The 18,386-nt window shown below is 66.9% G+C and carries 20 protein-coding genes; 13 read left to right on the forward strand and 7 right to left on the reverse strand.

All coding sequences use genetic code 11. The annotated features are described in order from the left end of the window. The first annotated feature begins 64 nt into the window (after window positions 1-64). From QW863_RS25155 to QW863_RS25200, 10 genes are read left to right on the forward strand one after another with little or no spacing between them, the layout of a single operon-like run. Window positions 65-1,720 carry a GspE/PulE family protein gene (locus QW863_RS25155; protein WP_315717466.1) on the forward strand — a complete coding sequence of 552 codons (1,656 nt, stop codon included), beginning with the start codon at window positions 65-67 and terminating at the stop codon, window positions 1,718-1,720. Between the two features lie 8 nt (window positions 1,721-1,728). Next, window positions 1,729-2,937 (forward strand): type II secretion system F family protein, encoded by a 1,209-nt coding sequence (locus tag QW863_RS25160; protein WP_315717467.1) that lies wholly within the window; start codon window positions 1,729-1,731, stop codon window positions 2,935-2,937. 20 nt (window positions 2,938-2,957) lie between these two features. Next, the gene (gspG, locus tag QW863_RS25165; RefSeq protein WP_315717468.1) at window positions 2,958-3,440 is read left to right on the forward strand and encodes a type II secretion system major pseudopilin GspG; all 483 of its coding nucleotides are present in this window, start codon (window positions 2,958-2,960) and stop codon (window positions 3,438-3,440) included. Next, on the forward strand, window positions 3,433-3,897 hold the full coding sequence (locus tag QW863_RS25170; protein ID WP_315717469.1) for a prepilin-type N-terminal cleavage/methylation domain-containing protein: 465 nt from the start codon (window positions 3,433-3,435) through the stop codon (window positions 3,895-3,897). The genes gspG and QW863_RS25170 overlap by 8 nt, the downstream gene beginning before the upstream one ends. After that, window positions 3,890-4,288, forward strand: coding sequence for a type II secretion system protein J (locus QW863_RS25175; protein WP_315717470.1), 399 nt, complete (start codon window positions 3,890-3,892; stop codon window positions 4,286-4,288). The genes QW863_RS25170 and QW863_RS25175 overlap by 8 nt, the downstream gene beginning before the upstream one ends. Further along, a complete protein-coding gene (locus QW863_RS25180; RefSeq protein WP_315717471.1) occupies window positions 4,288-5,007 on the forward strand; it encodes a type II secretion system protein in 720 nt (239 codons plus the stop codon). Before QW863_RS25175 ends, QW863_RS25180 begins: the two co-directional genes overlap by 1 nt. Next, window positions 5,007-5,951, forward strand: a complete 945-nt coding sequence (locus tag QW863_RS25185; protein ID WP_315717472.1) for a type II secretion system protein GspK — start codon at window positions 5,007-5,009, stop codon at window positions 5,949-5,951. Before QW863_RS25180 ends, QW863_RS25185 begins: the two co-directional genes overlap by 1 nt. Next, on the forward strand, window positions 5,948-7,018 hold the full coding sequence (locus QW863_RS25190) for a PilN domain-containing protein (RefSeq protein WP_315717473.1): 1,071 nt from the start codon (window positions 5,948-5,950) through the stop codon (window positions 7,016-7,018). Before QW863_RS25185 ends, QW863_RS25190 begins: the two co-directional genes overlap by 4 nt. Continuing rightward, window positions 7,015-7,578 (forward strand): type II secretion system protein GspM, encoded by a 564-nt coding sequence (gene gspM / locus QW863_RS25195; protein ID WP_315717474.1) that lies wholly within the window; start codon window positions 7,015-7,017, stop codon window positions 7,576-7,578. The genes QW863_RS25190 and gspM overlap by 4 nt, the downstream gene beginning before the upstream one ends. Then, window positions 7,578-8,207 carry a hypothetical protein gene (locus QW863_RS25200; protein ID WP_315717475.1) on the forward strand — a complete coding sequence of 210 codons (630 nt, stop codon included), beginning with the start codon at window positions 7,578-7,580 and terminating at the stop codon, window positions 8,205-8,207. The genes gspM and QW863_RS25200 overlap by 1 nt, the downstream gene beginning before the upstream one ends. 18 nt (window positions 8,208-8,225) lie before the next feature. Here the strand turns inward: QW863_RS25200 and QW863_RS25205 are convergent, their stop codons facing one another. The 5 genes from QW863_RS25205 to QW863_RS25225 are packed head-to-tail and all read right to left on the reverse strand — an operon-like array spanning window position 8,226 to window position 11,871. Further along, window positions 8,226-8,717, reverse strand: a complete 492-nt coding sequence (locus QW863_RS25205) for a prepilin peptidase (protein WP_315768965.1) — start codon at window positions 8,715-8,717, stop codon at window positions 8,226-8,228. A 46-nt stretch (window positions 8,718-8,763) separates the two neighbouring features. Further along, window positions 8,764-9,384 (reverse strand): HupE/UreJ family protein, encoded by a 621-nt coding sequence (locus QW863_RS25210; RefSeq protein ID WP_315768967.1) that lies wholly within the window; start codon window positions 9,382-9,384, stop codon window positions 8,764-8,766. Continuing rightward, entirely contained in the window at window positions 9,381-9,992 is a 612-nt protein-coding gene (locus tag QW863_RS25215; RefSeq protein WP_315752557.1) for a HupE/UreJ family protein, read from the reverse strand. The genes QW863_RS25210 and QW863_RS25215 overlap by 4 nt, the downstream gene beginning before the upstream one ends. A 17-nt stretch (window positions 9,993-10,009) precedes the next feature. Then, window positions 10,010-10,990: a HupE/UreJ family protein gene (locus tag QW863_RS25220; protein ID WP_315768969.1), complete on the reverse strand. Its 981-nt coding sequence runs from the start codon at window positions 10,988-10,990 to the stop codon at window positions 10,010-10,012. Beyond that, window positions 10,987-11,871, reverse strand: a complete 885-nt coding sequence (locus tag QW863_RS25225) for a peptidylprolyl isomerase (protein ID WP_315769033.1) — start codon at window positions 11,869-11,871, stop codon at window positions 10,987-10,989. The genes QW863_RS25220 and QW863_RS25225 overlap by 4 nt, the downstream gene beginning before the upstream one ends. Window positions 11,872-12,152: 281 nt before the next feature. Here QW863_RS25225 and QW863_RS25230 point away from each other — a divergent pair, with 281 nt between their 5' ends. From QW863_RS25230 to QW863_RS25240, 3 genes are all read left to right on the forward strand, one after another. After that, complete coding sequence (locus tag QW863_RS25230; protein WP_315717480.1) at window positions 12,153-14,177, forward strand: hypothetical protein; 2,025 nt, start codon at window positions 12,153-12,155, stop codon at window positions 14,175-14,177. A gap of 120 nt (window positions 14,178-14,297) precedes the next feature. Next, complete coding sequence (locus QW863_RS25235; protein WP_315768971.1) at window positions 14,298-14,627, forward strand: hypothetical protein; 330 nt, start codon at window positions 14,298-14,300, stop codon at window positions 14,625-14,627. A 129-nt stretch (window positions 14,628-14,756) separates the two neighbouring features. Next, window positions 14,757-15,344, forward strand: coding sequence for a 2OG-Fe(II) oxygenase family protein (locus QW863_RS25240; protein ID WP_315768973.1), 588 nt, complete (start codon window positions 14,757-14,759; stop codon window positions 15,342-15,344). A 4-nt stretch (window positions 15,345-15,348) separates the two neighbouring features. Here the strand turns inward: QW863_RS25240 and QW863_RS25245 are convergent, their stop codons facing one another. Next, window positions 15,349-17,976, reverse strand: coding sequence for a spermidine synthase (locus QW863_RS25245; RefSeq protein WP_315768975.1), 2,628 nt, complete (start codon window positions 17,974-17,976; stop codon window positions 15,349-15,351). Continuing rightward, complete coding sequence (locus tag QW863_RS25250; RefSeq protein WP_315768977.1) at window positions 17,973-18,383, reverse strand: hypothetical protein; 411 nt, start codon at window positions 18,381-18,383, stop codon at window positions 17,973-17,975. Before QW863_RS25250 ends, QW863_RS25245 begins: the two co-directional genes overlap by 4 nt. Window positions 18,384-18,386 lie beyond the last annotated feature (3 nt).

Raw genomic sequence — 18,386 nt, forward strand, 5'->3', positions numbered from 1 at the left:
GTGGGTCACCAGTAGCGGCGTGCCGAGACGTTGGGCCCGGCACGGGCGCCACCCGGATCACGCCATGAGCGGTACACTGTCGACCCAATTTCATGCCTATCTTCGCGAGCGCCATCCCCAGCTGGCGGGCGAAGGCGGAGCTGCGGGCGAAACGCAGATCGCGCTCTGGGACAGGTTCGGCCTGACCGCTGACGTTTTCGCGGAGGAGGTCGCCGGCTTCACCGGACTGGAGCGCGTCGCGCTGCGCGAACTGATGGCGGCACTGCCCGCGGTGAGCGAGTTCTCCGACCGCTTCCTCCGCGAGGTGCTCGGCTATCCATACAAAGATTCTGACGGCGCCGCCGTGTTCGCGATGGCCGATCCGACCGATCAGGCGGTGCGGCGGGCCGCCGAACTGGTGCTCGGCCCGCAGACTCTCTTCAAGGTCGCCTCGCATGAGGATATCGCCGTCGTCCTCGACCAGCGGCTTGGCGATTCCGACGACGCCGAGATCTCGCCGGCACAGGAGATCCGTGACGACGACATCGAAAGTCTGCGCGATCTCGCCAGCGGCGCGCCGGTCGTCCGCGCGGTGAACGATCTGATCGAGAAGGCGGTGGAGATGCGCGCCAGCGACATCCACATCGAGCCGTTCTCGACCGGCCTCGTGGTCAGGCTGCGTGTCGACGGCCTGTTGCGTCCGATCGCGGCGCCCTCAGGCGTGCTGCCGCAGGCAGTGATCTCGCGCATCAAGATCGTCGCCGGTCTGAACATCGCCGAGCGGCGCCTGCCGCAGGACGGCGCGGCGCGCATTCGCGCCGGCCGGGCCGAGATCGACGTCCGCGTCGCGGTCATGCCGACCCAGCACGGGGAATCGGCGGTGCTGCGCATCCTGCCGAAGGATCGCTCGCAGCTGGTTGCGAGCCGCCTCGGCCTCGCGACCCGCGACGACGCTGCACTCCGGCGCCTGATCACGCTGCCGCACGGCATGATCGTGATCACGGGGCCCACCGGCAGCGGCAAGACCACGACCCTGGCGACGATCCTGTCCATGCTCAACACGCCGGAGCGCAAGATCCTCACTGTCGAGGATCCGGTGGAATATGAGATCCCCGGCATCAATCAGTCACAGATCAAGCCGGCGATCGGGCTGACATTTGCGAGCGCGCTGCGCTCCTTCGTGCGTCAGGATCCCGACGTCATCATGGTCGGCGAAATCCGAGACAGCGAGACGGCGCATGTCGCCGTCCATGCTGCGCTGACCGGCCATCTGGTGCTGACGACGCTGCACACGGAAACCGCCGCGGCGGCGGTGCCGCGCCTGCTCGACCTCGGCGTCGAAGGCTTCTTGTTGCGGTCGACCCTGCGCGCGGTGATCGCGCAGCGGTTGGTGCGCCAGCTCTGCGATCACTGCAAGACGCCGAAGCCGCTCGATGACGAGGCGTGTCGCCAGGACCCACGCCTCGGTCATCTTGGCCTCGTCCCCGGCGACATCACCTGGCACCCGAGGGGATGCGAGCGATGCGGCCAGAGCGGCTATCGAGGCCGGGTTGGTGTGTTCGAACTGCTCGAGCTGACCAGTGGTCTGCGCGAGCTGATCGCGGATCGTGCCGACGGGCTCGCGATCGATCGGCTGGCCATCCAGGAAGGCATGACGACGATGCTGGACGACGGCGTTGCCAAGTGCCGCGCCGGCGTCACCTCGGCCTCCGAGCTGCTTCGTGTCCTCGTGGCGCGGTGAGGTGGATCGTGCCGAGCTACCGCTATCGCGCCCTGACGCAGTCCGGTGAGATCGTCGTCGGCTCCCTCGTCGCGCCGTCGCGCGGCGAGGTCGAGCGGCGCATCTCCTATCTGCAACTGCTGCCGATCGAAACCGTGGAGGAGAAGGAGCGGACGGGGGCTGCGTCCGGGCTCTCGTTCGGCGCTCCGTCCGCGGCTGAAGTGACCACGTTCACGCGCGACCTGGCCCTGCTGCTCAAGGCCGGCGCGCGGCTCGACGACGCGCTCGACCTGCTGTCCGGCGACTCCGACGTCGGCCGCCTCCGTCCCGTGGTGGCGCGGCTGCGCGCGGCGATCATGGCCGGCGAAAGCTTCGCGGACGCGGCGGCTGCCCAGCCGCGGCTGTTCTCGCCGATGTATGTCGCGCTGATGCGCGTCGGCGAAGCGTCGGGAACGCTCGACCACGTGCTGACTGCGCTGGCCGGCGAACGCGAGCGTTCCGAGGCGACGCGACGCAAACTGACCGACGCGATGCAATACCCCGCCTTCGTCTTCCTCGCGGCGATCGGCGTGATGCTGTTCTTTCTCGTGGCCGTGCTGCCGAACTTCTCTGCCGTGCTGCGCGACTTCGGCGGCCGTGCCGATACCGCGCTCGGCTTCTTCATGACGATGTCGGATCTGCTGCGCGCCAATGCAGTTGCGATCACGCTCGGCTGTGCGGCGCTGCTTGCGGCAGGCTGGTGGCTGTTGCGTCAGCCCGCGGTTCGCGCCGGCCTGACCAGTGTGCTGGCGGTGACGCCCGGCATCGGCAGCCTCCTGCTGTTCTATCGGACCAGCCTGTTCTGTCGCAATCTCGGCCTGCTGCTCGGCTGCGGCGTCAATCTGAGCGCGGCCCTGCGCATCCTCGTTGACGTGATGGCGGTGACGTCGTCGCGCGCGCCATGGTCGGCGGCGGCGGATCGCGTCCGTCACGGTGGCAAGCTGTCCCAGGCGCTGTCGGCCGACAACATGCTGCCGCCGATGGCGCTGCGCATGCTGCGGCTCGGCGAGGAGACCGGCCAGTTGCCGACGCTGTCGACCCGGATCGCCGAATTCTACGAAGCCAAGCTGCAGCGGGGACTCGACCGTGTCGTCGGCATCGTCGGTCCCGCCGCCATTCTGCTGATCAGCGTGGTCGTCGGTGGCCTGATCGTCTCGATCATGACGGCCCTGCTTTCGGTGACGCAACTGGTCGGCTGACCGACATCAAGGAGAACGATATGAGATCAGATACGCAGATCGAGCCGGCCACGAGGGCCGGGCGCGAGCAGGAGCGCGGCTTCACGCTGGTCGAGATGCTGGTCGTGATCACGATCATCGGACTGATCATGGGGCTGATCGGTCCGCGCGTTCTGAACTATCTCAGTGAATCCAAGACCAAGGCGGCGCGGATCCAACTGCAGAGCTTCTCGGCGGCGCTCGATCTGTTCTATCTCGATGCCGGCCGCTACCCCTCGACCTCGGAAGGTCTCGGTGCGCTGGCGCAACGGCCGGCCGGACTGAGCGCCTGGAACGGCCCCTATCTCAAGGGCGGTGCCGTGCCGAAGGATCCGTGGAATACGGCCTATGTCTACCGCGCGCCGGGCGACCACGGCCCGTATGACATCCTGTCCTACGGTGCCGATGGCCAGGAGGGCGGCAGCGGAACGGCGGCGGACATCGTCCTGGGAACGCCGACGCAGACGAGCGCGCGCAGTGAGTGACGACGGCCAGCGCGGCTTCACGCTGCTCGAGATGGTCTGCGTGCTCGCGATCGTCGCGCTGCTGGCGTCCGTCGCGCTGCCTTATCTGCCGCGACAGACGTCGCGACCGCGGCTGCAGGCCTATGCGCTGCAGGCGGCGACGCTGTTGAAGTCGGATCGTGCCTCGTCGATGCGGACAGGTACGCGCGTCGACACTGAGATCGACACGTCGCGCCGCTTGATCCGCTCCGGTAGCGGCGCGGCTGCGTTGAAGCTGCCCGACGACGTCGCGTTCCTGGCGACGTTGCCGCGCAGCTGCCAGCATCGGCCGGTGCTGGCGACGATCAGCTTCTTTCCTGATGGCCTGTCCTGCGGCGGCGCGATTACCTTGTCGCGCGCCGATCTGAGCCTGGAGATCAGGGTGAACTGGCTGACGGGGAGGATCGACATTGTCTCGCGCGCGCTTGCCAATGGTTGATATAGGCGACCGGAGTGACGCAGGCTTCACGCTGATCGAGGTGCTCGTCGCGCTTGCCATCGTCAGCGTGTCGATCATCGCCATCGGCGCCGTGGTGTCGCGCAACGCGGCCAGTGTTCGCAAGCTCGAACAGCATGTCACCCTGGTCACCGACATGAGGCTGGCATTGGCAACGGTGCTGGCTGATCGCAGCCGGCTGCAGCCGGGCAGGATCGATCAGCGCTCCGGCTCTGGGGCGGTGGTGCTGCAAGTCAGGCCGCTCGGTGGTGATTGGAATGAGCCGGCCGGGCAGACCGGGTGGATTCCGGAGGCAGTGACCTTGCGTGTGAAGACCGGCTCGGGCGCCGTCGCCGATGTGCAGACGGTTCGCCTCGCGCGAGGAGCGCGCTGATGCGCGTCCCACCCGATCGACCGAAACAGCAGGGCTTTGCGCTGATCGAGGCGCTGGGCGCGCTCGCGATTGCCGGAATCGTGTTGTCGGCGCTGGCTGCGGTGACGTCGCAATGGCTGCCGGCATGGAAGCGCGGACTGGATCGCGTGCAGCGCGCCGAGATGGTGGCCGCCGCGCTGCGGCGGGTCGGCGATGATTTCGCTGCCGTGCAGTTTGTTTCGGCCAATCGCGAGCAGAAGGGACCGCTGTTCGTGGGCGACGAGGTCTCGGCGATGTTCGTGCGCGCCGAGTTTGGTCCGAATGCGGGACATGGCCTCGATATCGTGCGCATCGGCGAGGAAGGGGGCAGGGGCGAGCGCGCTCTGCGGCGATCGCGTGCCGCGTTCGAGCCCGTGTCGGTCGGCCAGCCCGTGACCGAGCATTTCAAATTCGTCGATCCCGTGGTGCTGCTGTCGGCGCCGTTCCGGATGTCGTTCGCCTATGCCGACAGGACGATGGCCTGGACGACGGAATGGCGCGATGCGACCAAGCTGCCGTCCGCCGTCCGCATGACGATCTACGACGACAGCCGTGGCGGCGCGGCCGTACTGGTCAGCGCAGTCCGTATTCAGGTCGATGCGCCGGGGGGCGGTTTTGCCGATACGGGAGCGGGCGGCACCGCGAACCAGCCAGCCGTGGCCGAGCCGGCCCAACCGAACAAGAGCGAGCCGGTCGACTGATGCCCGTTCGCTTCTTCAGCAATGGCTCTGCCGACCGGCGCGGCGCGCAGGATGGCTTCATCCTGATCGCTGCGCTGTGGATGCTCGCGGCGCTGGCGGCCCTCGTCGTGGTCGTCTCGCAGCAGCTGGGCAGCTCGGCGCGGTTGCTGCGGCTCGAAGACGAGGCGGTCGAGGCCGATGCGCTGATCTCGGCGGCCATCGAACTGTCGGCCTATCGTTTGCTGCTGTCCAAGGATGAGGAGCGGCCGCGGCAGGGCGGTTTCCGCCTGGCCCTTGCAGGCAACGACATCGCAGTCTCGTTCGTCAACGAAGCGGCGCGGATCGATCTCAACACGGCCTCGAAGGACATGCTCGAAAACCTCTTCGTCACGCTGGGCGTCGACCGGGATGCTGCCAAGGATCATGCCGAGCGGGTGGTCGCGTGGCGCTCCAAGCCGTCCGATGCAGCCAGGGCCCAGGCGGAGGAGGCGCGCTATGCGGCGGCCGGTCTCAAGCGTGTCCCGCGCCTGGCGCCGTTCGCACATGTCGGCGAGCTGTCGCTCGTCCTCGGCATTCCCGCATCGCTCGTCGATCGGGTCCTTCCGCTGGTGACCGTCTTCAACGGCTCTCCCGGAATCGATCCGACGATCGCTGCGCCGGAGGTCGTTGCAGCGTTGCCGGGAATGACGCCGCTGATCTTGAAGGATTTCCTCAACGCAAGGGCGTCGCTGTCACAGGATGCCGATACGCTGGCCCAGACGCTCGGTCCTGTTGCGAAGGATGCCGCCAAGGGCAAGAGCAAGGCCTATCGGCTGCGCATCGTCGTCAGTCCGGCGGGCGGGCTTCGTCATGCGGCGACGGCGGTGATCGTTCCCGGCGAAGGCGAGGAGCCTTATCGGCTGCTGGCGCGCCAGGACGAGGGGCCGCAACCGAGGGGAGCGCTTCAGGCGCGGAGGATGCCATGAAGCTGACCGAAGCGATCGAGCGCGGACTGACGGCATGGACGGCCAGCGTCGCGACAGCGATCGAAGCCGTGGCCGATCGGCAGCTCAGACGTCCGCAGGTCCAGGTCCGCCATGACCGAACAGAAAGCGTCGTCTTGACGATTCAGGCGCGACCGAAGGCGAAGCCGATGCCGGCGCCGGCAAGGGTGAATCCGGCGGCCGGCGCTGCGCAGGCCGGGCTCTCGCCGGAGTGGCTGCGAACGTTGCGCGGCGCCGCGCTGGAAATCCATCTGGCCGCCGAGAGCGTCCTGGTCCGCCCGCTCGACTTTCCGAAGCAGGCCGAGCCGTTTCTCGACGGCATGATCCGGACGCAGATCGGCAGGTTGACGCCGTGGAATCTCGATCAGGTCCTCTACGGTTGCAGCGCCCCGCGCGCAGTCGGGGATCGGATCGCGCTGACGCTCGCGGCGACGCCGCGCGCTCTGGTCCAGCCCTTGCTTGCCTTGGCCGATCAGGTCGGCGCCGCCAGGCTCGTCATCACCGCCGATGTCGGCTCAGCCGATGGCGGCCAGATCCAGATCTTCAAGACGTCGCTGCGCTCGTCGCTTGCCGGCGGGCGCGATCTCGGGCGCGTGCTCAAGCTCGGCTGGCTGTCGGTTGCTGCGACCACGGCCGTGCTGCTGATCGCGACGACATTGATCGGCGGATATCTCGATGGCGAGCTCGAAGATGCGCAGGCGCAGGTCACGCGGCTGCGCGCGGCGCTGCGGCCCGCGATGGGCGCCACCGCCGCCGACGGGCTGCTCGCCAAGCGCAAGCAGACCAGTCCCGCCAGCGTCATCGTGCTCGACACGCTGTCGAAGATTCTGCCCGACGGGACGTATGTCGTCGAGATGCATGTCGAGAACGATCGGCTGCAGATCTCCGGCCTGACCCAGGACGCCCCCGCGCTGATCCGGCTGATCGAGCAGTCGCCGCAGTTCAGCCGCGCCACCTTCTATGCGCCGACGACGCGCACCGCCGGGGAAGCGGGCGAGCGTTTCCATATCGAGGCGCGCATCAACGCCTATTTCGGGGACCGGGCATGAACTGGTCGACATCGCTGCGCCGGATCTTCGTGAACTCGCCGGCCGCTTCTGCGATCCTCTATGCGACGACCATCGTCGCGCTGCTCTGGCTTGGTGCTGCAGCGGTCGCCGATCTCGTCGCCAAGCGCGACCAGCTCAATGACACCAACGCGCAACTGGCGCAGTTTTCGGGACGCAAACGGCCGGCCAGCAGTTCCTCCTCGGACAGCGCGACGGCTCCGGGCGGATCGGTGTTCGTCGAGGGACGAACGGTCACCATCGCGGGCGCGGCGCTGGTGCAGCGCCTCACGGAGGCGATCAGCAAGGCCGGCGGCAGCGTGCTGTCGACCCAGGTCGAGCTACCGGCGGCGCGCGGCAACGAGAACCTGATCAGCGTCGTCGCCAGCTGCGAGCTCGAACAGCCGGCGCTGCAGCAGTTGCTCTATGATCTCGAAGCGGGATTGCCGTTTCTCTTCGTCGATCAGCTGCACGTGCAGCAACCGCTGGCGGCCGCGGCCGGCGGTGTGGGGCGGCTGACGGTGCTGGTCACCGTGTCGGGCCAATGGCAGGGAAAAATGTGATGCGATCGTTCGTCGGTTCAGGTCTCGTCACCGTTGCGACCGTATGCGTGCTTGCAGCTTCGCTCGGCCGTGCCTGGGGTGAGACGGCGGATGGTCTCGAGCCCGCTGCGCCCGCGCAGGCCGCGCCCGGCGCCTCCGACCCGCCGGCCGTTTCCGAGGCGCCCAGCGCGCAAGTCCCGGGGCGCAGGAGTGCCAACCCGCTGTGGGATGTTCCGATCAGTGCTCTCTCGGCGACGCGCGACCGTCCGATCTTCTCGGCCTCGCGCCGGCCGCCACCGGTTGCCGCACCCGTCATGGTCATGCGAGCGCCGCCGCCTCCGCCGCAGCAAGAGCCGGAACGACCAAACCTGCAGCTCGTCGGCACGGTGATCGGCGACGAGGAGAGCTTCGGCATCTTCGTCGATGCCTCGTCGCAGGCGTCGCTGCGCTTGCGGGTCGGCGCCTCGCATGAGGGATGGGTGCTGCAGTCGCTGCGACCGCGTGAGGCCTCGCTGCTGAAGGCGCCGGAGACCGTCACGCTGCAAATGCCGCAGCTCGGCACAGCCGGCAGCGGCGACGTGCAGGCGGGACCGATGACCCCGCCTGCGCCGCCGGGCGGACGCGAGCGGATGGCGCGGCGGGCGCGTTGAGGTCACGGCTTACCGCATTCAGAAGGTCACGAGCAATTCGCTCGCGGTGGCCTGCAGAGCGAGTACGGCAAGCAGGCCGAGGACGAGGAACGGGCCGAACGGCAGCGCCGTTTGGCCTGTCAGCCGGCGGCCCATGATGAAGAGGACGAGCGCTGCGGCGAGTGCCGTCGTCGCGGCGATGAGCAGCAGGATCGGCATATTTGGCAGGCCGGCCCAAAGCGTCGCAGCCATCAGAAACTTGACGTCGCCGAGGCCCAATCCTTGGCGGCCGCGGGCCATTGCGTAGAGCAGCCGCAGCAGCAGCAGCGCCGAGCCGAGGGCGAGGGCTGCGGCGCAATTCCACAGTGCCTCGGGGAGATCGACAAGCGTCGCCAGTCTTGCGAAGCCGCTGGCGGCGACCAGCGCATTCATCCAGTCCGGCAGCAGCCCGCTGCGCAGATCTGTCCAGATCAGTCCGGCGCAGGTCAGGAGCAGCGCGACGATCGTAACGATGTTGATGGCGTCGGTCACGCAGCCCTGGAATTCGCGGGGTCGGATCGCCCGAGCATAGGCCAGCTCAGGCTGCGAGCGATAGTCCCGCCATCATCAGGCCGATTGCGGCGACCCAGCCACCGACTGCGCGCACCGCGATCCCGCGCCAGCTCGATACCGGCTCGGTCTCAGGACGCCTGAAGGTGACCGCCAGCGCCATCACGAGGGTGATGGTGACGTAGCCCGCACTGGCGAGACCGGCGGCGTAGAGGAGGCGGTCGGTCTGCGGCACGAGCTCGCCGGCATTGGCGGCGCCGCGCATCACGCCGAGCACGAATGCAATCATGCTCAGCAGGACCACGGGAATGCGCAAGGCCGCCGCCAGCAGCAGCCCGAGAATCAGAATGGTCGCGGCATCGCCGAGTGGAGACACCGCCGTTGCGCCAGAGCCGGCGGCGAGTGCAAGCCCCGTGCACAAGCTGAGCGGGAACACCACGACGAGCCAGCGTCCGCTCGCCGTACCGAGCGAGCCGGCCAGCAACCCGAGGGCGACCCAGACCACGACGTCCTGCAGCGCGAGCAGCGGGTGCAGGGCGCCGGCGTAGAAGTCGCCGAGCCGGGCCGACACGATATGGGCATCAGCGAGCTGCGCTTGCGTCAGCAGCAGCGCCGATGCGAGCAGGGCGGTCCGGCGGTACGTGCTCATGCCGCGACTCCGAGGCTCGCGACCAGGAAGTAGCCGCCGAGCGCGGCGATGGCTGCTCCGACGCCTTGGATGATGCGCTCGCCGCCGGGCCAGCGCGCGAGCGCGCCGATGGTGATGCCGCAGGCGTGGAGAAGACCGGTCGCGACCACGAAGCCGCAGCCATAGGCCAGGGGATTTGCCGCCGTCGGAAGCTCGACGCCGTGCGCGTGGCCGTGAAAGATGGCGAAGATCGCAACGATGATGGCCGCAACTGCAAACGGGACACGGATGCGGATCGCGACCGCGAGCCCGAGCACCAGCGCCGACAGCGCGATGATGAGCTCCGGGACGGGCAATCCGACCTTGAGGATTCCCAGGATGGCCCCGAACGCCATCACCAGCGGGAAGACGACCGGCAGGATCCAGATCGCCGCGCCGCCGAGCTGCGCGCCCCAGATGCCGACTGCAACCATCGCGACCAGATGATCCAGCCCCGTCAAGGGATGCAGCAGGCCGCTGGCCAGCCCGCCGCCGACGCCCGTCTGCTCGTGGGCAAGGCTCGGATTCGCTGTCAGCAGCGAGAGCAGCGCCGCACCCAACACGGCGTGCAGGAGTTTGCGCGCGATCATGTTCGTCCCATTCGTCATCATGCGGCCGCCAGAACCCGCACCAGGCGGCCCAGGAACCAGAACATCGATACCGAGCCGATTGCATAGGCCGGCAGCTCGGCGCCCCAGCGCGGCAGCGCCGCGCCGAGGCGGCGATGTGCCCAGATCAGCGCCAGCACCAGCAGCACGAACAGGACCTGTCCGATCTCGACGCCGACATTGAAGAAGAGCAATGCCGCAGGCAGGATCCGTCGTTCGAGCCCGAGGCCTGCGAGCGCACTGGCGAAGCCGATGCCGTGCACCAGACCGAAGCTGAAAGCGACGGCCCATGGGTAGCGGGCGGTCAGCCCGATCTCGCCGCGCTGCTGTTTGACGATCTCGACGCCGACAAACACGATGCTGAGCGCGATGCAGGCGTTGAGCGGCCCTTCGGCGACACCGATCCATCCGAACGCTGTTGCGGCCAGCGAGGCGCTATGGCCGATCGTGAAAGCCGTGATCGTCTTGAGCAGGCGCCAGCCGCCCTGGACGATCCAGATCAGCCCGAGCACGAACAGCAGGTGGTCGGCGCCGAGCAGGATGTGGTCAATGCCGAGATTGACGTATGTCTTGGCCAGCTCGAGCCAGGTGTCGAGCGTCGGCGCATCGGTGCCCAGCACGGTCACGACCGGATTGGCCGCAGAGATCGTATAGCTGCGCGTCTCTCCAGCGAGCGACGTCACGCGGATGATGGCAGCCGACATGTCCTCGCCGAGATTGGCGATCGTCATCTGCCCGACGAGGCCCTTGTCGCCGCAATTGAGCTCCGGCAGGCGCAGGTAGCAATGCGGGGGCATCTTGAGATCGATGCGGTTGACGCCATCCTTCGGCAAGGTCGTCCATCGCCCGATATAGGCGCCGGGACGCATCTCGCGAAACTCGAGCACGGCGATCGTCGCCTGATGCGCGACCGCCGGCCGCCCAAGCAGCAGTCCGGCGAGCGCCAGCGCGATGGCGAGGAGGGCACGTGCGCAGGTCACGGCTCGTACCTGATCGTGTAGTTGGCCTTGAGCCGGCTCACCGCCTCCCAGGCCCGTTTCCGTGTCTCTTCGGTGTGCCAGATCTTGGCCGCCTCGGCGCTGACGTCCTCGAGCTTCGCCGGAGCGCCCGGCTTCCGGGCGTCGAGACGAACCACGTGCCACCCGTCCTTCGACTGCAGCAAGGTCCATTCCTGGAGGGGCGCCTTGAGCAGGCCGTCGCTGAAGCCGTCGCCGAAGCCGGCGGCCAGGCTCGGCACCGGTCGGTCGAGAATCGCGCGCGTCTGATCGCGCAGCTCCTCGGATTCGCGCTGCTCGCGAATGTCGTCCAGATAGCGCCGCGCCGTCGCTTCGTCGCTGGGTGGCGTCATGAAGAAGCTGACACGCTCGGGCTCGTCGAACCGGGCATGATTGTCGGCGAACCAGGCGCGCAACTGCTCCTCGCTCGGCTGTGGCACGCGCACCTGATCGAAGATCAGATATTGCAGCTTGAACGCGACACGGTCGCGGATCATCTCGTCGCCGCGGTCGACGCCGAGCGTCTTGCCTTCCCGATAGAGGATTTCGCTGGCGACCCAGGCCTCGACCATCTTCTGCAGCTCGGCCTCGCTCGGGGTCCGCTGCTTGTCCTCGTCGAACGTGTCGATGAAGGACTGGCGCAGGGCCTTGGTCACGGTGATGACCTTCTCGTCCTTCGCCGGCGGGTGGATGATGGCATCGGCCGCGAAGATCAGGCCACCGAGAACGAGGAAGTGCAGGAGTGGCTCCCTGCTGAGCCCGCGCAGGGCGGTCACGGATGATGATCGCGCAGGGGAAGAGCTGTTGCCATCTTGCTGATTGGAGCGTGCAGAGGCGCTCTCGAAGGTCTGCGCCGCATTCGACATGGCAGGGGCTGACATACGTTCTTTACAACTCGGACCGCGCTCGTTGCGCGGCGCGTATATGCAACGGCACACTTGCCGTTGTCACCGGGCAAACGTCAGTGTCACAAAAATTTCGCAACGACGGCCGACCGCGATGTTCGTGGGGAAGACGCCAGCAAAAATAAATCCTTCAACAAACTGTCTCCGAGTTTTGGTTTGGTCGCGCCGCGAATGACGACGGCGCATCGGTCGCGTTGTCATCTCGGTTTGGAGATCGATCGAATTCTTTAGGGGCGACGATAATGGTTCCATCTACCAAGACAATCCTGCTGACAGCGGCCTCGGTCTCGCTGGCCCTGTCACAGAGCGCCGACGCTGGGGAGCGTTGGGGGGAAACGACCAAGAACAATCCGTATGTCGCGGGCGACATGCACAACCACAACACCTGCACCGACGGTTCGGTTGCTGCCGGCTATGCGATCGACCGCTCGGTCGGCAAGGGCACCGCGGCGGCTGGCGGCAACAATTTCGATCTCGACTGGTTCACGCTCGGCAACCACGGCGGTTCGGGCAACCGCGATTGCCGCTTCAGCGATGCGAGCGCCAACATCCCGGGCGACAATACGACGACGTATTGGAGCCAGACGCTCGGGAAGACCATCGACGGCATTACGATCACCAGTCTGAAGGGCACGCCGAACGGCACCGATACCGGCGCCAAGATGTGGCGCTGGCAGTCGATCAAGGAGATCGAGTACCCAACCATCGTCAATCGCACCGCGACCTACAACAAGGTGCTGGTCGAGGGCCTGGAGTGGATCCTGCCCGGTCACGAGCATGGCGACGTCGCCGTGATCGCCGGCCAGAACCCGCGCGGTTACGGCAATGCCGACAAGATGGCCGAGTTCGAATATCGCTTCGACCGCGCCGACACCGACGCCATCGGTCCGGTCGATGCCAGCAACAACCCGGTCTGGGCCGGCAAGGACAATGTCAACAATTCCGGCACGGCCGGTCACCAGAAGGCCGTCGCCGGCATCGCCTGGCTGCAGGCGAACCACCCGCTGCAATCCTATGCTGTGCCGACCCATACCGAGCGGCAGGGACCGTTCAATCCGAACGGCTCGGCCGGCTACAACATCGAGCACTTCCGTGACTTCAACAACGCCGGCCCGACGGTCGCGTTCGGCATCGAAGCCCCGGGTCATATGGCCGAGGGCGGCGTGAACGGCGGCTCGGGCTCCTATGGCTCGGGCGCAGTCGGCGGCGGCACCTACGGCATGCAGGGCGTCTACACCGCCAAGGTCGGCGGGCTGTGGGACGGTCTGCTCGGCGAAGGCCGCAACTTCTTCCTGTTCCAGAGTTCGGACTGGCACAGCCGCGGCGTCTATGGCGCGCGCGATCCCGGCACGACGGCGGACTTCATCCCCGGCGAGTACACCAGGCTGTACGTGCCGAACGAGCGGCGCTTCTCCCAGCAGTCGATCATCGACGGCATGCGCTCGGGTAATTCCTACTCGGTCAACGCCGACATCATCGGCTCCGACATGGAGTTCCGTGCGAAGGGTGAGTGGGACGACGACTGGAAGACGATGGGCGAGACGCTCGTCGTGCGCCCGGGCGAGAAGGTCACGCTCGAGATGGAGATGACCGTTCCGGCCTCCAACAACAGCCCGTACGGCTTCAACAACCCGCTGCTGCTGCCGGTCGGCATCAAGCAGCCGTTGAACAAGCCCTATCTCGACCACGTCGATCTGATTACCGGCGACATCACCGGTCCGATCGCGCCGGGCGCCCCTGGCTATGCGGTGGCCAATGCCAAGGGTGTCGATGGTGCGGCCATCGTCTACAACCCGTCGGCCAAGATCGCGAAGCAGATCCAGGCGACCAAGATGCGGAGCCACAAGCTGCGCGACGGTTCGACCCGCCTCAGCTTCACGACCACCTTCATCGCCGGCCAGACACCGTTCTACATCCGCGCCCGCGGCACCAACATCCCGCCGGCGACTCCGAACGTGTCCGACAGCGCCGGCAATCCGCTGCTCGATGCCAACAACGCCACCGTCAGTTGCACAGATCCGGCATGTCCCTCGCACCTCGGCACGGTCGGCGGCGTCAAGAAGGTGACCAACGACGTGCAGGCCTGGTCGAACGTCTGGTTCTACGCGAACCCGATCTTCGTCCGAACCTACAGCACGCCCAAGCTGCTGGTCGAAAAGAATCAGGAGCTGGCCCGCAAGCTGGCTCACGAGCATCACCACTGGCACGATTGGGACCACTGGGGTCACTGGGGCCACTGGGGTCGCTGGGCGTTCAACCGCGATTGATTGATCGGCACCAATCCGGCGGGACATATCGTCCCGTCGGATCCTGCTCACTCCGAGCGCCAGTTTGCGAACCGGCGCTTCGTCTTTGACACCTGCTTTTCCCTGGGGTTCGTCGAGGTGATGTCGCGTTTGTCCGCCGTGAGTCTCGCGGTTCTAGTCCTCACGATCGCAGTCGCATCGGCGCATGACGAGGAGCCGACGCAGGAGATCTGCGACGCCGCAGTGGCGGAGGCCCGCGCACAGGCGGCGACCCTGCCGGCGGACGACGTGTCGCGCTATTTCGCCGAGCGGGACATTCAGCAGGCGCTGGCCGAGGCCGGCAATGGCGAGTTCGATGATTGTGTCGAGAAGGCCGAGAGGGCCGTGCTGGAAGTGCGCGACCGGCCCCACAGCCTGAAGCCCGGCGAGCGGCTCAACATTCTCAGTGCCGACGAAATGCCGACGCGCTGACGGGCGCGCGCCGCGTCTCCACTCTCGTCATCCGGTTGTCATGCAAGTCGGCAAATTGTCGGTCCCGTTGCGGCGCGTGCAAGGCCTTGAGACATGGACCAGATCGAAGCTCTTTTTCCGATACCGTTGTTGCGTTCGCCCAGGCTGCTGAGTGCCGAGCTCAAGGACGCGGCGGTGGCAGCCATCCGCAATTCGAAGATCGAGAACAACCTGCGGTCCGGACAACTGTTCCACACCGAGGTCGCCGATCCCCGCGCCAATAATCTGTTTCAGACCATCGCCGAGCTCGCCGTGCCCAAGCTGATCGATTTCGGCGAGCTGCTGTTCGGCGAGAAGCTGCGCTGGACGGTCAAGGAGATGTGGACGAACATGCTGGAGACCGGCGGCAACCAGACCCTGCACGCCCATGCCAACAGCTTCATCTCCGGCATCTTCTATCTGACGCCGTCTCACCCCGGCAGCCGCACCGTGTTCGTTCGGCCGCCCGGCGGCAGCGACTTCTCGTTCCGTCATCATACGCGCAGCGCCGCGGTCGGCCCGTTCAATGCCGGCAAATACGTGCTGCCCGAGGCGGAGCCCGGCGATCTCGTGCTGTTCCCAAGCTATCTCTACCACGAGGTGCCGCGCAATCAGGGCGACCAACGTATCACGATCGCTTTCAACGCGATTCCTGATCATCTGGATTGCTGGGGCTACCGCGTCAGCTTCGCGTCCTGACGCTCTATCGTTCGAACTCGCGCGACAGCAGGTCGCGCGCTTCGCGTCGCGACGGCGCGGCGGAGTCGATTGCCCGAAGCAGGCGTTCAGCAGCCGCGCGATCCGATGCAAGCAGCGCTTTTGCCATGCTCATCAGCGGCGCATAGGCCGGCTCGAACTCGGCGCTGGCGCGAATGGAATCGAGGAGACCGGGTGCGGCGGCTGCGATGAGCGCCGGCCCGCGCGGTTCGCCGGTCAGCGCCGCGCCGACCTGGATGAATTGGTTGCGGGCCCGCCAATAGGCGCCGAGCCGTTGCTCCCACATTCCGCGTTTCGAGTCTTCCAGCAAATCGGCCGCGTCGGTCTTTGTCTGGCTCAGGACCGTCAGCAGCAATTGCCATGGGGCCGCCGAGAGAGCGTGGACGTTGCTGCGCGCGTCGAACGTGACGAACGGGAAATCGTCGGTGTTGCGCGGTCCCGGACCGGCGAAGCTCGTGAGCGCTTTCGCGCCGGCGATATACTGGCCCAGAAGATCGATCGGCTGATCGAAGCCGAGAGGTTGAATGACCGGGTGAAGCTTCCGGTCGGAGAACCGTGCGGCGACGAGTTCGGGGTCGATCGGGCTCGGGGTGCCTGATCCGATCAGAGCCAGCATCGGCGTGCGCACGCTGTAATGGTTCAGCCAGGCGGACCCTTGTGGAAAGACTGCGAGAAAGCTCCTGACGATCGCACGCAGCGACGGCGCATCGAGCTGATAGAGCGGCAGCCACTGGCAGAACACGCCCTCGGTCGCCAGTCGCCGCTTGACGGCCGCGAAATGTTCGACCGTGTACAGCGCGCCGCTGCCATCGAGCGCCGGGTGGAACAGGTCGGCCACGATCACGTCGTAGCGTCCGTCATCGGCGATGATGAAGCGGCGGGCATCGGCAACGGAGATCGGCGGCCTTTCCTTCTCGGCCCCGGGGTTGTCGAACCAGGGCAGCAGCGCGACGACTTCGGAAGAGAGTTCGACCGCGCGCACGTCGAGATCCGGCATCTGCGCGGCGCCGAGCACGGTCGCGCCGGTGCCGACACCGAGGAAGAGGGCCTTGCGCGGCGCTGGGTGCAAGAGCAACGGCAGCATGGCCTGGCGGAAATCGGATCGCACCGAACTGGTGCCGCCCATGCGAAAGTGGCCGTTCACCTCGAGATAGCGTGCTCCTGAGGCGTCGTCGACGACGCTCGCGGTCGCCATCGGTCCCTCGCGCACGGCCAGAAGCTTGCCGCCCGGCGGGACCCTGATGAGCAGCGGGGCGGGAAGCCACAGCAGCGCGAGTGCAAGCAGAGCGGGCGCCGCCGCCCAGCGCAGCGCAGCGCGCCGGGGCTGCAGCAGCAGAAGATATCCGACGGCAACGAGGACCAATGCTCTCCAAGTGCCGAAAGCGGGAATCAGCAGCTGTGCCGCGACCAGCGGCGCAATGGCTGCGCCGAGGCTGTTGATGCCGACGGCCCAGCCGACCGATCCTCTGACGTCGCGGACATCCTGCATGAGCTGGCCGAACAAGGCGCCCATCGCCATCGCGGGTAACAGGAACAGCGTCAGCGCGAGTCCGAGCTCGCCGGCGACACCGAGGCTCGCCGCGCTGTCAGCGACGTCGCCAAGCAAGGGCGTCACGAGCGCCGTGCCAAGGCAGACGAGCGCGGTGCCGCTGATCAATGCGGTTCTGCCGAGCGCAACCCTCGGCCCGACGCGCTGCCAGATCATGCCGCCCATCGCGGTGCCCAGCAGGTAGGCCGCCAGCAGACAGGCGAAGCTGTAGACCGTGTCCTGCATCATCTGCGCGGCCAGGCGGACGACCAGCACTTCGAACGCGATGCCGAGCAGGCCGGTGACGAACAGGGTTCCTGTCAGGCGGAGGCCGGCGACAGCACGCCCGCGATCGTCGCGCGCGCGAACGTCGACCTGCGGGGCTTGGTCGAGGCGGAGCGCTGCGAGCGCGCAGGCCGCGTTGACGGCTGCCAGGCAAAGCAGCGTCGCCAAAAATCCGAGCGCGGGGATCAGCACGAAGGTGGACAGCAGCGTGCCGGCGACGGCGCCGGCGGTGTTCGCGGCGTAGACGCCGGCGCTGACGGGCCGCGTGCCATGCGCCGCGGACATCATGCGTTCCAGCGCGGTCAGCGTGCCGCCCATCGCCACCGTCGCCGGCAACAGCACCAGCGTCGGCAGCAGGAAGCTCGCGCTCCACAACAAGACGGGGGAAGGCGCCGTGCCGAGCAGCGGCGCGAGGGCGCGCGCGCACGCGGGAAGCAGCCAGACCGCACACAGCCCCCACAGGCCGATGACCGTTTCGAGGACGGCATACACCCGGTGCGGATTGGCGGCGCGGCGGATCCGGCCATCGAGGACGAAGGCGCCCACCGCCAGCCCGGCGAAGAATCCTGCGATGGCGCCGAGCACGGCCATCATCTCCGTGCCCAAGGCGAGGGCGAGCTGGCGCGTCCAGACGATCTCATAGCCCAGCCCGGCGAGGCCGGATGCTGCAATCAGCAGCTTCAGCGTTCTCAGCTGAGCCATGCTCTGGCGGGCGACGAGATCGACGCCGGAAGACCGGACGCCTTGCTTCTCCGCGACCAGATCATTGTCGCGCGGGTCTGCGTGGCGTGCCTCGGTCAAGATTTGGTACCTGCAATTCCCGTGATCGGTCTTCGGATGCAGCGCGCCGTGCGGGATACTGCTCCGAGCGCTGGATCAAGCTCGGCTGCATGGGCCGCCAAGGTCGAGATCGTTTCCTTGTGTTCGTGTTTCGTGACGGTGGTTTGACAGAAGGCGGGAGCAGCCGTTCGGCGCAGATGGTTGTATCGCATGAGGCCCGTCAGGGAGCGATGACCAGACGCAGCCGCGATCTGCGGAACGTTGTGGTTGAATTCGGTAAACCATCGATCCTCTCCGATCCGGCATTGTTGTGCTGCGCACGAAAAACGGGTCGAAATCGGTGGAAACCAGTGTAAATGCGCGGTGATCGGGTGGCTCTGGTACACTTCCAATGGCTGATGTCTCGAATAAAACAGTGGAATCAACATCTT

Origin of the sequence: Bradyrhizobium sp. SZCCHNR1017 (genome assembly GCF_032381375.1) — a bacterium.
In the GTDB taxonomy this organism is placed as follows: Bacteria; Pseudomonadota; Alphaproteobacteria; order Rhizobiales; family Xanthobacteraceae; genus Bradyrhizobium.